The sequence below is a fragment of the Microtetraspora sp. NBRC 13810 genome, from assembly GCF_030268685.1.
GTDB lineage: Bacteria > Actinomycetota > Actinomycetes > Streptosporangiales > Streptosporangiaceae > BSRQ01.
The window spans coordinates 86064-100331 of record NZ_BSRQ01000013.1 but is presented as its reverse complement, the minus strand read 5'-3'; the positions used below and the strand labels follow the sequence as shown (position 1 = coordinate 100331).

General features: G+C 72.2%; 14 protein-coding genes. 5 read left to right on the top strand and 9 right to left on the bottom strand.

Features of this window, described 5'->3' with window-relative positions; genetic code table 11:
• Nucleotides 1–507 precede the first annotated feature (507 nt).
• Nucleotides 508–1632 carry a magnesium/cobalt transporter CorA gene (gene corA / locus QSK26_RS24970; protein ID WP_285777667.1) on the top strand — a complete coding sequence of 375 codons (1125 nt, stop codon included), beginning with the start codon at nt 508–510 and terminating at the stop codon, nt 1630–1632.
• Nucleotides 1633–1653: 21 nt separating this feature from the next.
• Here corA and QSK26_RS24965 read toward each other — a convergent pair whose 3' ends face one another.
• The 3 genes from QSK26_RS24965 to QSK26_RS24955 all read right to left on the bottom strand — a co-directional run bounded on the left by QSK26_RS24965 (nt 1654) and on the right by QSK26_RS24955 (nt 4497).
• Nucleotides 1654–2577, bottom strand: coding sequence for a glycerophosphodiester phosphodiesterase family protein (locus QSK26_RS24965; RefSeq protein ID WP_285777666.1), 924 nt, complete (start codon nt 2575–2577; stop codon nt 1654–1656).
• 100 nt (nt 2578–2677) lie between these two features.
• Nucleotides 2678–3961: an adenylosuccinate synthase gene (locus QSK26_RS24960; protein ID WP_285777665.1), complete on the bottom strand. Its 1284-nt coding sequence runs from the start codon at nt 3959–3961 to the stop codon at nt 2678–2680.
• 116 nt (nt 3962–4077) lie between these two features.
• Nucleotides 4078–4497 (bottom strand): DUF3151 domain-containing protein, encoded by a 420-nt coding sequence (locus QSK26_RS24955; protein WP_285777664.1) that lies wholly within the window; start codon nt 4495–4497, stop codon nt 4078–4080.
• Between the two features lie 111 nt (nt 4498–4608).
• Here QSK26_RS24955 and QSK26_RS24950 point away from each other — a divergent pair, with 111 nt between their 5' ends.
• A complete protein-coding gene (locus QSK26_RS24950) occupies nt 4609–5469 on the top strand; it encodes a polysaccharide deacetylase family protein (protein ID WP_285777663.1) in 861 nt (286 codons plus the stop codon).
• A 77-nt stretch (nt 5470–5546) separates the two neighbouring features.
• On the opposite strand, the gene QSK26_RS24945 is transcribed toward QSK26_RS24950, so the two are convergent.
• The 4 genes from QSK26_RS24945 to fbaA form a co-directional block, all read right to left on the bottom strand.
• The gene (locus QSK26_RS24945) at nt 5547–7148 is read right to left on the bottom strand and encodes a glycosyltransferase family 2 protein (RefSeq protein ID WP_285777662.1); all 1602 of its coding nucleotides are present in this window, start codon (nt 7146–7148) and stop codon (nt 5547–5549) included.
• Nucleotides 7145–9046, bottom strand: coding sequence for a glycosyltransferase family A protein (locus tag QSK26_RS24940; RefSeq protein ID WP_285777661.1), 1902 nt, complete (start codon nt 9044–9046; stop codon nt 7145–7147). Before QSK26_RS24940 ends, QSK26_RS24945 begins: the two co-directional genes overlap by 4 nt.
• On the bottom strand, nt 9043–10176 hold the full coding sequence (locus QSK26_RS24935) for a class I SAM-dependent methyltransferase (RefSeq protein WP_285777660.1): 1134 nt from the start codon (nt 10174–10176) through the stop codon (nt 9043–9045). The genes QSK26_RS24940 and QSK26_RS24935 overlap by 4 nt, the downstream gene beginning before the upstream one ends.
• 101 nt (nt 10177–10277) lie before the next feature.
• Nucleotides 10278–11300 (bottom strand): class II fructose-bisphosphate aldolase, encoded by a 1023-nt coding sequence (gene fbaA, locus QSK26_RS24930; protein ID WP_285777659.1) that lies wholly within the window; start codon nt 11298–11300, stop codon nt 10278–10280.
• Nucleotides 11301–11525: 225 nt separating this feature from the next.
• Here fbaA and QSK26_RS24925 point away from each other — a divergent pair, with 225 nt between their 5' ends.
• Nucleotides 11526–12200 (top strand): DedA family protein, encoded by a 675-nt coding sequence (locus QSK26_RS24925; RefSeq protein ID WP_285777658.1) that lies wholly within the window; start codon nt 11526–11528, stop codon nt 12198–12200.
• 87 nt (nt 12201–12287) lie between these two features.
• Here QSK26_RS24925 and QSK26_RS24920 read toward each other — a convergent pair whose 3' ends face one another.
• A complete protein-coding gene (locus QSK26_RS24920; RefSeq protein ID WP_285777657.1) occupies nt 12288–12497 on the bottom strand; it encodes a DUF6203 family protein in 210 nt (69 codons plus the stop codon).
• 109 nt (nt 12498–12606) lie between these two features.
• Between QSK26_RS24920 and QSK26_RS24915 the strand changes: the two genes are divergently transcribed.
• On the top strand, nt 12607–13005 hold the full coding sequence (locus QSK26_RS24915) for a hypothetical protein (RefSeq protein ID WP_285777656.1): 399 nt from the start codon (nt 12607–12609) through the stop codon (nt 13003–13005).
• A 144-nt stretch (nt 13006–13149) separates the two neighbouring features.
• Here the strand turns inward: QSK26_RS24915 and pyrE are convergent, their stop codons facing one another.
• The gene (gene pyrE / locus QSK26_RS24910; RefSeq protein ID WP_285777655.1) at nt 13150–13686 is read right to left on the bottom strand and encodes an orotate phosphoribosyltransferase; all 537 of its coding nucleotides are present in this window, start codon (nt 13684–13686) and stop codon (nt 13150–13152) included.
• A gap of 77 nt (nt 13687–13763) precedes the next feature.
• On the opposite strand from pyrE, the gene QSK26_RS24905 reads away from it, so the two are divergent.
• Nucleotides 13764–14243, top strand: coding sequence for a hypothetical protein (locus QSK26_RS24905; RefSeq protein ID WP_285777654.1), 480 nt, complete (start codon nt 13764–13766; stop codon nt 14241–14243).
• Nucleotides 14244–14268 lie beyond the last annotated feature (25 nt).

Below are 14268 nucleotides of genomic sequence, written 5' to 3'. Positions count from 1 at the left end.
TGTCCGTGGTGAGCGCGGTGGTGGGCGGAACGGCGCTGGTGGGGCTCGGGTGGCAGTGGCTCTGGTCCATGCCCCGGCGGGTGGCGCCCGAGCTGGACGCGCGTGACCTGGCCTTCCTGGCCGGGGGCATCTGCAGCCCTCTCCGCCGCCGGACCGCCCCGCCGGAGAGACCGATGACGACGACGGGGACGCCGGAGGCTGCGGCTGCGGCTGCGGTGAGTGACGGCAGGCCACGACGTTGTATTGAACCGAAAATCCCGAAGGCCAGGGGCTTGACAACGCCCTGTGATAGATTGGGTCGGCTTTACGGCGCCCCATGGTGATTGGAGGTGGTCCGGGATGAATCCTGGTGATAGTAGCCATACGTGCTCGATCGCATACTCCGTGTGCTCCCCCGACCACCCCTTTACGGTCGCCTGATCTGCTCCATTTCTCCGCGTTCTTCCCCTGTGTTCGAGGTGACGACTCTTCACGCGTGGATGCCAGATCGGGCGGGAAGGTATCGCCATGCGCTCGTCCCTCATCTTCCCCCGGATCAGCCGTCACCCCCGTGTCCGTCACACCCGGGTCAAGGCTTCGGCGACGCCCCCCAAGGGTGACCGGATGCCCATGTCCTGCGTGCCCCCCAGCGAGTCGCTGGTGGAGTTCGCCGCCTATGTCGCGGGGGAGAAGGTCCAGGCGTCCGGCATCGTCGAGGCGCTGAAGCTCGTCCGCAGGCACAACGCCGGCGGCGAGCGCGACGCCTTCGTCTGGGTCGGGCTGCACGAGCCGCAGGCGCCCGAGGTCGAGTGGCTGGCCGAGGTGTTCGGCCTGCACCCGCTGGCCGTCGAGGACGCGGTCAAGGCCCACCAGCGGCCCAAGGTGGAGCGGTACGACGAGTCGCTGTTCGTCGTGCTCAAGACCCTGGCCTACCTCGACCACGACCTCACCAGCGACAACTCCGAGATCATCGCCACCGGCGAGATCATGGTGTTCCTCGGCTCCGACTTCGTGGTCACCGTGCGGCACGGCCGGCACTGCCCGCTCGGCCAGGTGCGCCAGCGGCTGGAGGAGGACCCCAAGCTGCTCGGCCGGGGGCCCACCGGCGTGCTGCACGCCATCGCCGACCACGTGGTGGACACCTACCTCACGGTCGCCGACCTGATGCAGGAGGAACTGGAGGAGGTCGAGGCGACCGTCTTCGCCGACGTGAGCTCGCGGGACATCGGCCGGATCTACCACCTCAAGCGCGAGATGATCGAGATGAAGCGGGCCGTGACCCCGCTCCTCGTCCCGCTGACCGGGCTGGCCCAGCGCAGGGTGATCCCCGCCGAGATGCGCGACTACTTCCGCGACGTCGGCGACCACCTGTCCCGGGTGTGCGAGCAGGTGGAGTCGTCCAACGAGTTGTGCAACTCGATACTGCAGGCGGCACTCGCCCGGTCGAACGCGCTGGCCAACGAGGACATGCGCAAGATCTCCTCGTGGGTCGCCATCATGGCGGCGCCCACGATGATCGCCGGCGTCTACGGCATGAACTTCGACTTCATGCCGGAGACGAAGTGGGTCTTCGGCTATCCGCTGGTGGCCGGCGCCATGCTGCTCATCTGCGCGCTGCTCTACCGCGGCTTCCGGCGCAACGGCTGGCTCTGACTCCCCGCGAACGCCCGGCGGCTAGGCCACCGGACGCAGGGCGGGGATCGGCTCGGGCAGGGACAGCCCCCTGGCGGCCCACAGCTCGCGCATCCGGTCGGGGTAGTCCGACACGATCCCGGACACGCCGAGATCGATCAGGCGCTCCGCCCGGGCCGGGTCGTTGACCGTCCACGGCACCACCGGCAGCCCGGCCCGCACGGCCTGCGCCATCAGCCGCTCGTCCACCATCACGTGCTCGGGCGACAGCGTGGTGCCCCCGGCGGCCACCGCTGCGGCCGGGATGTCGCCGCCGAAGTCGGCCAGGTCGATGCCGGCCAGCCACACCGGGGCCAGCGTGTCCCGCTCGATCAGCGCGAAACGCGGCACGTCGGGCGCCAGCTCGGCCGCCGCCGCCAGGATCCGCCAGTCGAAGCTCAGGATCGCCGAGCCGCCCAGCCTGCCGTGCAGGCCGAGCTCCTCGACGACCATCTCGGTGAACTCACGCGGATCGGCGGTCAGCTCCGGCCGGGTGGGATCCGACTTGAGCTCCACGTGCAGCCTGACCCCGTCGGCGTCGTACGCGCCGACCAGGCCGAGCACCGCGCCGAAGGTCGGCATCCGGGTGTCCGGGATCGGCTGCTGGGTCTGGGCGAACGGGTCGTTGGTGTGCCGCGGCAGCCGTACCCCGCACTCCAGGGTGCGCAGCTGCGCCAGGGTGAGGGAGCCGATCGGCTTGCCGACGTAGGGGAAACGGGGGTCGTCGCGCAGCGCGGGACGGGTGTCGGCGCTGGTCACCGAGGAGACCGTCAGGTCGTGGGTCAGCACGAGCCGGCGGTCGGCGGTGAGCGCGACGTCGAACTCCAGGGCGTCGACGCCCAGCTGAAGGGCGTGCAGCAGCCCGGGTAGCGTGTTCTCCGGCCGGAGGCCCCTGGCCCCCCGATGACCGTGGATCTCGACATGCACACCTGGGACAATACAGCCGCCCCGGTCACTTCCCCCGCTACGCCTCGCCGACCTCCCCGAGGCGCCGCGGCGGTGGGTGCGCGGCGCCCGGGGGCGGTGCTCAGATCAGCGGGCGGAGCTGGAGGGTCTGGGTACGGCCGGGGCCGACGCCGATGGCGGAGATGGGCGCGCCGGACAGCTTCTCCAGGGTGCGCACGTAGTTCTGGGCGTTGACCGGGAGATCCTCGAAGGACTTCGCGCCGGAGATGTCCTCCTGCCAGCCGGGCAGCTCCTCGTAGATCGGCTTGGCGTGGTGGAAGTCGGTCTGCGTCATCGGGATCTCGTCGTGCCGCACGCCGTCCACCTCGTAGGCGACGCAGACCGGGATGCGCTCCAGGCCGGAGAGCACGTCCAGCTTGGTGAGGAAGAAGTCGGTGACGCCGTTGATCCGGGTGGCGTAGCGGGCGATCACCGCGTCGAACCAGCCGCACCGCCGGTCCCGCCCGGTGGTCGTGCCGTACTCGTGGCCGGTCTGGCGCAGCCACTCGCCGGTCTCGTCCAGCAGCTCGGTCGGGAACGGGCCGGAGCCGACGCGGGTCGTGTACGCCTTGAGGATGGCGATCACGCGGGTCAGCCGGGTCGGCGGGATGCCCGAGCCGGTGCACGCGCCGCCGGACGTGGGCGAGGAGGAGGTGACGAAGGGGTAGGTGCCGTGGTCGATGTCGAGCAGGTTGCCCTGACCGCCCTCCAGCAGCACCACCTTGTCCTGGTCGAGCGCCTGGGTGAGGACCAGCGAGGTGTCCGCGATGTGCGGGGTGAGCCGCTCCGCGTAGCCGAGGTACTCCTCGAGCACCTTGCCGTGGTCGATGCCCCTGCGGTTGTAGACCTTGGTGAGCACCTGGTTCTTCTCGTGCAGCGCCGCCTCGATCTTCTGGCTGAGGATGCCCGGGTCCAGCAGGTCCTGCACCCGCACGCCCATCCGGGCGATCTTGTCGCCGTAGGCGGGGCCGATGCCGCGACCGGTGGTGCCGATCCTGGCCTTGCCCAGGAAGCGTTCGGTGACCTTGTCCAGTGCCTTGTGGTGGGGCATGATCAGATGGGCGCTCGCCGAGATCAGCAGCTTGTCACAGGAGATCCCGCGCGCCCGCAGCCCGTCGATCTCCGACAGCAGCACCCCGGGGTCGATGACGACGCCGTTGCCGATGACCGGCACCACGTCCGGGGAGAGCACCCCGGTGGGAAGCAGGTGCAGCGCGTATTTCTGGTCGCCGATGACCACCGTGTGGCCCGCGTTGTTGCCGCCCTGGTAACGGACGACGTAGTCGACCTGGTCGCCCAGCAGGTCGGTGGCCTTTCCCTTGCCCTCATCGCCCCATTGAGCACCCACGAGAACGACAGCCGGCATCGTTAACACTCCCCAGCACAAAACGAAAACCCCTGGCGCAAGCGCGACAGGGGCTCTTGCGTAGAGAGACTACCCGAAGTTGGCGCCTTTCCCCAGATGCGGAGTTTGCCGGTAGGTCATGATCCGTTCAGTTCGGCGGCTGCCGCGGGGTCGGAGTCCACCAGGAACTGCGCGCACCGCTCAGCCTCGTCCTTCTCGCCGATCGCCTGCGCGGCCCGGGCGAGCGCGTGCAGGCAGCGCAGGAAGCCGCGGTTGGGCTCGTGCTTCCAGGGGACCGGGCCGTGCCCCTTCCAGCCGGACCGGCGGAGCTGGTCCAGCCCCCGGTGGTAGCCGGTGCGGGCGAAGGCGTACGAAGTCACGGCATGGCCCTGGGCGAAGGCCTCGTCGGCGAGCGCCGCCCAGGCGGCGGAGTAGGCGGGGAACCTGGCGGCGACGTCGGCGGCCTTGGTGCTGTTCTCCAGCGCCTCCTCCGCCTCGCGCCACTGCGGGAGGAGGGTCGGCGGCGGCCCGGCGAGAAGGTTGTCGTGCGTGTCCATGAGGACAGTCTTACCCGCTGTCGTGGATCGAGCGATAAGCGCCCCGGCCGATATAGCCTTGAATTTCGAAGTTTCGGAATGATCGCTGGTGTTCGGTGAGGAGTCCCACCCGTGGCGGTGCAGTGGCGTCGTCTCCCGGCCGCCGCCCTCCTCCTCGCCGCCGCCCTCTCCTGCGCCTCCCCGCCTGCCGAAGGCGAGGGCGTCACCTCCCCGCGTGCCGGTGGTGCGGGCGTCGCTTCTCCGCGTGCCGGAGGTGAAGGCGTCGCTTCTCCGCGTGCCGGTGGTGCGGGAGCGGGGGCGTCGCCGGGCGACCGTACGGTGGTGGTGCTGACCTTCGACGACGGGCTCGCCGGTCAGCTCACGGCGGCGGCCATGCTGCGCCGGCACGGGCTGCCCGCCACGTTCTTCGTCTCCAGCGCCAAGCTCGGCCTGCCGGGCCGGTTGACCCGGGCGCAGGTGCGCGCGCTGGCCGCGGACGGGCACGAGATCGGCGGCCACACGCTGAGCCACGCCAGGCTGGACACGCTCACGCCCGCGCGGCAGCGTACGGAGATCTGCGCCGACCGGCGGGCGCTCGCCGGGCTGGCACCAGCGCCGGTCACCCTCGCCTACCCCTACGGCCGCGCGGACGCCGCCACCGCCCGCCTCGCCAGGGAGTGCGGCTACGTCGCCGCGCGCGGCTCCGGCGGCCTGACCCCGGCCGCCCCGCGGGCCGCGACCGGCCTCTTCGACGTGCCGACGATGCCCGCCGTCGTCGAGACCACCACGGCCGCCGCCCTCAGGTCCTACGTCACGGCGGCCGAACGGCACGGCGGCGTGGTGACCCTCGTCTTCCACGACGTCTGCTCCTCCTGCGGCGAATACTCGGTCGCCCCGGACGTCCTCGACGACTTCCTCGGCTGGCTGGCCGCCCGCCGCCCGTACGGCACGCGGGTCCGCACGTTCGCCGAGGCCGTCCGCGCCGGGCGCTGACCCGATCGCTGACCCGATCGCTGACCCGATCGCTGACCCGGGCGCCGACCCGATCGCCGGGTCCGGCGCGGGCCCGGTCAGCGGCCGGTGCGGAAGAGGCCCCGGCGGCGGGACGCCTCGTGGCGCAGCCGGCGCAGCTCCTCTTCGAGCTCGGCGACCCTGCCCCGCAGACGGGCGTTCTCCTCGCCCAGCCGGGCGGCCTCGGTCCCGGTGTCGTCCCTGGGCTTCGGGGAGGGGGCCGCGGCGGCCGGGGCCGCGGTGGCGGAGGTGGTGGCGGTGGCGGTGGCGGGGGAGAAGCCCCAGGTGGCGCCGTCCAGCCAGTAGGTGCCCGCCACGTCCTCGACGGCGTCCTCCAGCGCCTCGCCCTCGGTCCTGACCAGCGCGGCGCGGGCGAACGCGCCCGTGTGCTCCAGGCGCGCGGCCAGCACGTCGTCCGTCTCCTCCAGCGCCACGCTGACCAGCCCGTACCCCTGCTCGGCGGCGAGCGCGACCAGCCGCTTCAGCGTGTCGGCGGCGGGCACCCAGCCGGGCGGCACGTGCAGCCGGTACGGCGTGGGCGCGGCCGACTGCGGGAGCTTCTCCACATGGCGCACCCTGCCGTCGTGGCGGTAGAGACCGTGCACGAGGAGCAGGTCGAGGTTCTCGCTGTACTGGGGGGAGCGGCGGTCCTCGGTGAGCGAGTCCCACGGGCCGACCAAGGTCACCCGCAGGTCGTGCAGGCTGCTCGCGAGCACCCCGTCCACGGTGGCCCTGGTGTCCTCGTAGCTCGCCCCCTCGGCGTCCACCACGACCTCCAGGTACGGCACGAGGTACTGGCGGCGCGGGTGGGTGCGCTGCCAGCGCATGTGCGCCACCCGGTCCGGCACGAAGACCCGGTTGTACCTGCTGACCTGGTCCCCCTCGCGCATCATCATGGACCGGCCGAGGTGCCAGCTCCGCGCGGCGGGCTCCAGCACGAAGGCGGCGCCGTGCTGGGCGAGGCGGTAGCCCAGCTCGGTGTCCTCGCCGAGCACCAGCGCCGTCTCCAGCGGCCCGGCGGTGCGCAGCAGGCGGGCGTTGACCGAGGCGGCGTTGGTGATGTGCACCCGGTAGGCGGTGTCCTTGGCGTCGCGCATGCCGTTGGTGCGCGCGGCGAGGTCCACGATCCACCGGTGCGGCTCGCTGGCGTCGAGGTCGAACAGCCGGCCGGCGTTCCCGGTGGACACGGCCGTGTGCACGGTGGCCGGGTCGGGCCACCCGCTCTCCACGTAACGCACATAGCCCATGACCACGAGGTAGTCGGCGAGGTGGTGCCAGCGCATGTGCGCCTCCACCTCGTCGTGGTGGGTGACCATGTCGGCGTCGAGCCAGTGCACGACGTCGCCCTCGGCGATCCGCAGCCCGGTGTTGCGCGCGTTGGACCGGCCGCGCGAGCCGGGTTCGGTGCGCAGCAGGAAGGTGCGCTCCGGCGTGATCTCCGGCAGCCGCAGCGGCGGGGAGGTGCCGTCGTCCACCACGATGACCTCAAGCAGGTGGGACGGGTAGCTCTGCCCGGCCAGCGCGGCCAGCGTGAGGTCGAGTTTGTCCTGGTGCCCGTAGGCGGCGATGACCACGCTCACCGGCAGCCTGGGCCGCCAGGCGCCGATCGCGGGCGGTGAGAGGACGCCGTAGTCGTTGTGCCGGATGCGAGGGGTGGTCACTGCGGCTCCATGAGTCGGCTGGGACGGAAACCCCGCCACTGGTCCTTGGCCCGGTGCAGGAAGTACCCGACCGGCTCCTGCCAGGTGTGCCTGCCCCGGGCCGCCCGGCGGGCCACGAAGTTCAGGCCGTGCGTCCGGTAGATGCAGCCCCCGGCTCCCAGCAGGGCCTGGAACAGCTCGATGTCCACCGACCGGGGGATGGGCCGGAAGCCGCCGAGCGCGTCGAAGGTCTCCCGGGAGATGAGGAAGGTGCCGCCGGCGACGTGGTCGGACATGACCTCGCTGGTCCACCGGCGGCGGATGGTGACGTTGATCTGTTCGAGGTAGAAGAACTCCGACGCGGAGCCCACGAGGTCCGCCCCGGAGTAGCCGCGGGCCAGGACGAGGTCCGCCAGATGGTCGGGGCCGTACCAGTCGTCGTCGTCCCACTTGGTGACGTACGTCCCGGTGGAGCGGGCGACCGCCTGGTTGAGCACGGTGCCGAAGGGCAGCCACGACTCGGCCTCGACGAGGGTGATGGGCCGGTCGAAGCCGGCCACCGCGGCGGCGACGGCGGGGTGGCCGGCGGGCACGCCGTGCAGGCCGAGCACCACTTCGAGGTCCACGCCGCGCTGGCGGGCGATCTGGTCGAGCGCGAAGGCGACCAGGTCGGCCCTGCGGGTGCACATCACCACGGAGACGGTCGGGTCGGGCGGCGGGGTCAGTCCCGCCTCGGCGGTCAGGGCGTTCCACCGGGCCGTGGTGCCGTGCGCGCGCAGGGCCGCGCGGCGGAGCCGTACGCTGCGTTCCTCTCTGCGCAGGTCGTCGGCGTCGGGTTCGGTCGCGATGTGGGAGAGCACGTCCTCGCCGAGGGCGGCGACGGCCCAGCCGGGGGGCGGGTCCGCGATGAGGGGTACGCCGGCGGCGGCGAGGCCGGCCACCACCCGGGCCGCGGTGATCGGGCCGGTGTGCGCGGGGCGCCAGGCGAGCCGCAGGCCGCGCAGCCTGCGCAGCTTGTCCACGTCGGCGTCGGTGACCAGGCCCGATTCGGGGAACCTGACCAGCTCCTTGTCCTCCAGCCATGCCGTCCAGCGTCCGTCGCGGGCGCCGATCTCGCCGACGCCCTTGGTCGGGGTGCGCAGGAAGCCGCGCGGGTTGACCGAGCGCTCGTCCACCGGCGGCACGTGGCCGGGGTCGATCTCGATCGAGCCCAGCCGGTCGTAGCCGCCGGGGGCGCCGATGGCGGCCCAGGTGGCCGCCTGCCACGCCGGGCGGGCGGCGGTGGGCACCCGGTCGTCCGGCCACGCCGTGCCGGGCAGCCGGACCGCGAGGTCGGCGGCGGGCACGCCGGACTTCTCCGGCTCGCCGCCGGCCGCCGCGTCGGGGTCGCCGGGCCGCCAGTCGGCGAGCGCGGCGTCGCCGAGACCGGCCGCGGCCAGCGGGTAGGCGTTCAGGTGGTGGCCGGTGAAACCCTTGGCGACCGCCGCGGCCACATCCCCGGCGGGCAGTTCCCTGGCGAAGCGGGTGGTGACCAGCCAGCCCGAGACGCCGAGGCGGCTCACCCGCATCTCGCGCAGCACCCGCTGGCCGAGCCCGCGCGACAGCATCACCTGCGGGGTGTCCTGCCAGGACGGCGTCTCCAGGATGGCCACCATGATCCGCGGCGCCGCGGGCAGGGCGGCGCGCAGCGAGACCAGCCGGCGCAGGTCGGTGGGGGTACGGGCGAGCAGGGCGACCGCCGCGGGTTCGGGAACCGGCCACGGCCCGCCGGAGATGTCCTCGATGTCCACCGAGTCGACCTGTGCGCCGGGCAGCAGCCCTTCCAGCACCTCGCCGGCCCCCTCCACCCCGGCGACGGCGGCGGCGACCTTCGCGCCGGGTTTCGCGAACACCGTGGGCGGGGCGGGTTTCGGCGTCACGGCGCGCTCCGCTGGAACAGCATCGCGCCTTTCTCCGCGGGGAACGGCCTGCCGTCCAGTTCGGGGAACTCACGCAGCCAGCGGTCGGCGACCTCGCGTTCCTCCGCCCGCCTGGCGTCGTCCAGCACGATCAGGGCGTCGGCGGCACAGCGGGGCAGCAGTAGCGGGACGGCCGGGTAGCGGGCCTGGTGGCCGGTGTTCATGGGCGGGCCGTCGATGAAGAGGAGTCCGATGTCGGAGAGGTCGTCCAGGGCGGCCTGGTCGTACCAGGGGAAGGATCGCCAGTCGGTGAGCGGGGCGTGCCGTACCTCGACGACGGACTCCAGGCCGTGCGCGGTGATCAGGTCGCGGGAGGCGCGGGCGTAACGCTCGTCGTGTTCGAGCGCGACCACCCGGCCGCCGCCGAACCGCTCCACCGCGTAGCCCAGCCAGACCGTGGACGCGCCGCTGCCGCACTCGACGATCAGCTTCGGGCGGTCGATCGCCACCCGCTCGACCAGCAGCCGCAGCACGTCGGGGGAGGCGGCCCAGCCGCGCAGCCGGGGCATCGGGGCCCGCGGCGACAGCAGGGCGCGCAGGTCCACCAGCGCCTCGACCTGCCCGAAGTCGCCCCGGGAACGGACCTCGGGGAGCACCTTGTCCTTGGTCAGCGCCTCGATCCTGGCCAGCGCGGAGCGGATCTCGCCGAGCCGGTCGCCGTGCGCGGAGAGGGTGGCCGTGTGCTCGGCCAGGGTGGCGGAGTGGGCGGCGAGCTCGGCGCGGTCCTCACCGAGGGCGGCGACGACGGTCTCGGCGTGCCCGCGACCCTCGCCCGCGAGGCTCTCCGTCTGCGCCGCGACGGCCGCGACCAGGCCCTTCAGCTCTCCGGCCAGCCCGGCGAGCGCCGCCTCCTCGCGTTTCACCCGCCGGTCGGTGCGCAGGGCCTTGCCGTCCACGCGGCGCACTGTGAGCACGGTCATCGCGACCGCCGCGAGCGTCGCGGTGGAGACCGCGAGCTGGACGGCGTCCGGCCAGTCGATCGCCTCGACCGCCGACAGGGCCGCCAGACCGGCGACCCCCAACCCGCCCGCGAAGGCGGAGACGAGCAGGAGACGCCGGGTGGACGGAGTACGTATACGGATCCTTTCCACTGAAAGAGCGTATGTCTTGTAAAGCGGACCTAACGGGATAACCGGCTAAGAGTTCCCTGAGAGGTGCATCAGTATCCGCTGACACACCTCCCACGGATGCCTCAGGAGAGCTTGTTGCCCGCCGACTTCAGGTCCTGGCAGCCCTGGACCACCCGGGCCGCCATCCCGGCCTCGGCGGACTTGCCGTAGGACCGCGGGTCGTACGCCTTCTTGTTGCCGACCTCGCCGTCCACCTTCAGCACGCCGTCGTAGTTGCGCAGCACATGGTCGGCGATCGGCCTGGTGAACGCGTACTGCGTGTCGGTGTCGATGTTCATCTTGACCACGCCGTAGGAGATCGCCTCGTGGATCTCGCTCAGCAGCGAGCCGGAACCGCCGTGGAAGACCAGGTCGAACGGCTTCTCCTTGCCGTACTTCGCGCCCACCGCGTCCTGGATCTCCTTCAGCACGCTCGGCCGCAGCTTGACGTGGCCCGGCTTGTAGACGCCGTGCACGTTGCCGAAGGTCGCGGCCAGCATGTAACGGCCGCGGTCGCCGACGCCCACGGCCTCGGCGGTGGCCAGCGCGTCCTCCGCCGTCGTGTAGAGCTTCTCGTTGATCTCGCCGACGACGCCGTCCTCCTCGCCGCCGACGACGCCGATCTCCATCTCCATGATGATCCGCGCCGCGGCGCACTTCTCCAGCAGCTCGGCCGCGATCTGCAGGTTCTCCTCCAGCGGCACGGCGGAACCGTCCCACATGTGCGACTGGAACAGCGGGTCCTCACCCCGGGCGACCCGCTCCCTGGAGATCTCCACCAACGGCCGCATATAGCCGTCGAGCTTGTCCTTGGGGCAGTGGTCGGTGTGCAGCGCGATGGTCACCGGGTACTTGGCGGCGACGACCCTGGCGTACTCCGCGAGCGCCACCGCGCCGGTCACCATGTCCTTGACCGTGGTGCCGGAAAGGAACTCGGCGCCTCCCGTGGAGACCTGCACGATTCCGTCGCTCTCCGCCTCGGCGAATCCCCGCAGGGCGGCGTTCAGCGTCTGTGACGAGGTCACGTTGATCGCCGGATAGGCGAACCCCCCCGCCTTGGCTCGGTCGAGCATCTCGGCGTAGACCTCTGGCGTTGCGATGGGCATCGGTCAACTCCCTGGAAAACGGCGATAAACGGCGATAGAGGGCCGGCGCGGAGTGCGGGAGCGCGCTCAACGCGAGCGACCACACGGCCCGCCCGAGCCAGTATTCCCCGTTCCTGCCCAGACGGGTAGGCACCTACCCCTCGCGTCGCGCCCCATCTCACCGGGACACCCCACCGGGGCCCGCCTTCCCCGGTGGTCCCAACGGTACGGGTAGGCTCAGCCGCGATGAACTTTTCGAACCTGCTAAGTGCCGAGTGGTGGATCGTCACCTTCGGGCTGATCGGCATCCTCGCCATCATCTTCGCCGAGACCGGTCTGCTCATCGGCTTCTTCCTGCCGGGCGACTCGCTGCTGGTCGTGGCCGGCATCGGCGCCTCGGCCTCGGTGGCCGCGGCGGTCGGCCTGGACAAGCCCTTCCCGCTGGGCCTCCTGCTCGTCGCCGCCCCGGTGTGCGCGATCGCCGGCGCCCAGCTCGGCCACCTCATCGGGGCCAAGACCGGCCCGCGCCTGTTCTCCCGCCCGGACTCCCGGCTGTTCAAGCGGGAGTATGCGGACAAGGCCCAGCACTACTTCGAGCGGTTCGGCCCGGCCCGCGCCGTGGTCGTCGCCAGGTTCATCCCCGTCGTGCGCACGTTCCTCAACCCGGTCGCCGGCATGCTGGGCATGCGGCCACGGCACTTCCTGCTGTGGAACGTCGTCGGCGGCGTCCTGTGGACCGACGGCCTGCTGACCTTCGGTTACCTCATCGGCACGAAGATCCCCAACGTCGACCGGTACATCCTGCCCGGCGCCGCCGTGGTCGTGCTGCTCTCGGTGATCCCGATCGTGCGCGAGATCATGAAGAGCCGCAGGGAGGCCGCGGCCCTCCCCCTGCCCGCCGGCAAGCACCACCGCCCCTGACAGCCCTGACAGCCCTGACAGCCCTGAGAGCCGGTCAGACCGCTCATGGAGCAGGTGTGTCCAACCCTTGACCGGCGGCTCCGGCCTCTATCGGCGGCCCGTCGAGATACGGGGATCGCGGATCCGGGCGTCGGGTGGCTGGTGCGGGGCCCTCGGTCCCGCCGTGGGGTCCCCGCCGGTCATGGCCATGCGCTCCTTTCTCTTACGCACCAGCCACCAGCCGACGCCGAGCGCGATCAGCCCGAGCGGGGTGCGGGACAGCCGCCGGGTCAGGACGAGCATCAGGATCCTTTTCATGGTTCCCCCCTCGCCTGACACGCTCTACCCACCGCACGGAAAACAGTCAGGGGTGCAAATCGTCCATAGCGGCTAACCTCGAACCGTGGGACGGCACAGGTCGGATCCGATGGGGATCGCCCGCCTGCTTCTCGTGGGAGTGGCGGTCGTGGCGGTGCTGATGCTCATCGCCGTCGGCGTCCGCGCGCTGTCCGCCACGCTGTCCGCCGCCCCGGCCGAGCAGGTCACCCCGGATGCCGCCCCGAGCGACGACCCGCCGCCCGCGCCCGACCCGACGGTCTTCATCGAATGCGTCCAGGACCGCTGCGGCGAGGTCTTCGTCCGGATCCCCGGCGGCGACGTGCTCCTCGACCGGGAGCTCGCCGGGGGCGAGCAGGTCGGCTTCGACGACGAGAAGCTCGACGTCGTCCTCGCGGACCCGGACGGCCTGCGCGTCACGGTGAACGGCGAACCCCGCACCCCCGCCGAGCCCGGCGAACGCGAGTCGTTCACCGTCACCCGCGAATGACCCACCCCGCCCGAGCCGGTCATCCGCGCAGGGGAGACCCCGCTCGGGCGGGCCGTTCATGGAAAGGGCGGGCCGGTCGTCCGTGGCAGGGGTGGGCGGGCCGTCCGCGGCAGGGGCGGGCGGGTCGTCCGCGGCAGGGGCGCGTCAGTCCAGGCCGAGGTCCGTCAGGGTGAAGGCCGTCCGGTACGGCAGGCCGTGCTCCGCGATGGTCGCGCCCGCTCCCCGGTCCACGATCGTGGCCACCCCGACCACCTCGGCGCCCGCCTCGCGCAGCGCCGTCACGGCGGTCAGCACCGACCCGCCGGTGGTGGAGGTGTCCTCCACGGCGAGCACCCGCCGCCCGGCGATGTCCGGCCCCTCGATCCGGCGCTGGAGGCCGTGCGCCTTGCCCTCCTTGCGCACCACGAACGCGTCCAGGCTCTCCCCGCGCGCCGCCGCCGCGTGCATCATCGCCGTCGCCACCGGGTCCGCCCCCAGCGTCAGCCCGCCGACCGCGTCGTAGCCGAGGTCCCGGGTCAGCTCCAGCATCACCCGGCCGACCAGCGGCGCCGCCTTGCCGTCGAGCGTGACGCGCCGCAGGTCCACATAGAAGTCGGCCTCCCGCCCCGAGGAGAGCACGACCCTCCCGTGCACGACGCCCTTGCTCTTGATCTCGGCCAGCAGATCCTCGCGATCGTTCATGCCGCCAAGCCTAGGGGGCGGCGGGGACGTGCCCGGCGCCCGGGTTTGGCGGCGACCGGCGAGGTAAGGCGTGCCCTATGAGACGTACATCCTTGAGCCGCCACCTGCTGGCGGGCGCGGTCGCGGGCGCGGCGGGGACGACCGTGCTCAACACGATCACCTATCTGGACATGGCCGTCCGGGGGCGACCGGCCAGCGTGCTGCCGGAACAGGCGGCGGAGAAGATCGCCGAAGGGCTGCACGCCGATCTCGGCGACGAGCGGACCGCGCCGCCCAGGAACCAGGGGATCGGCGCGCTGATGGGCCTGCTGTCTGGCGTGGCCGTCGGCGCCGCGTACGGCCTGTTCCGGCATGCCGTACGCGAGGTGAGCCTGCCGGCCGCGGCCGGTGGGCTGGGCGCGGCGGCCGCGGTGGCGGGCAGCGCGCCGCTGGTCGGCCTCGGCCTCACCGACCCGCGCACCTGGGGCGCGAACGGCTGGCTCACCGACCTCGTCCCGCATCTCGGCTACGGCCTGGCCGCCGCGGGCGCCTACGAACTCGCGGTCAGCCGGCGCTGATCCACACCTTGACCTGGTAAAGGCG

What these genes read in the sequence shown, in the direction of transcription:
- pyrE (WP_285777655.1), bottom strand. Translation starts at nt 13,686, where the DNA reads ATGAACGATCGCGAGGATCTGCTGGCCGAGATCAAGAGCAAGGGCGTC.
- QSK26_RS24960 (WP_285777665.1), bottom strand. Translation starts at nt 3,961, where the DNA reads ATGCCGGCTGTCGTTCTCGTGGGTGCTCAATGGGGCGATGAGGGCAAG.
- QSK26_RS24955 (WP_285777664.1), bottom strand. Translation starts at nt 4,497, where the DNA reads ATGGACACGCACGACAACCTTCTCGCCGGGCCGCCGCCGACCCTCCTC.
- QSK26_RS24920 (WP_285777657.1), bottom strand. Translation starts at nt 12,497, where the DNA reads ATGAAAAGGATCCTGATGCTCGTCCTGACCCGGCGGCTGTCCCGCACC.
- QSK26_RS24925 (WP_285777658.1), top strand. Translation starts at nt 11,526, where the DNA reads ATGAACTTTTCGAACCTGCTAAGTGCCGAGTGGTGGATCGTCACCTTC.
- fbaA (WP_285777659.1), bottom strand. Translation starts at nt 11,300, where the DNA reads ATGCCCATCGCAACGCCAGAGGTCTACGCCGAGATGCTCGACCGAGCC.
- corA (WP_285777667.1), top strand. Translation starts at nt 508, where the DNA reads ATGCGCTCGTCCCTCATCTTCCCCCGGATCAGCCGTCACCCCCGTGTC.
- QSK26_RS24905 (WP_285777654.1), top strand. Translation starts at nt 13,764, where the DNA reads ATGAGACGTACATCCTTGAGCCGCCACCTGCTGGCGGGCGCGGTCGCG.
- QSK26_RS24915 (WP_285777656.1), top strand. Translation starts at nt 12,607, where the DNA reads ATGGGGATCGCCCGCCTGCTTCTCGTGGGAGTGGCGGTCGTGGCGGTG.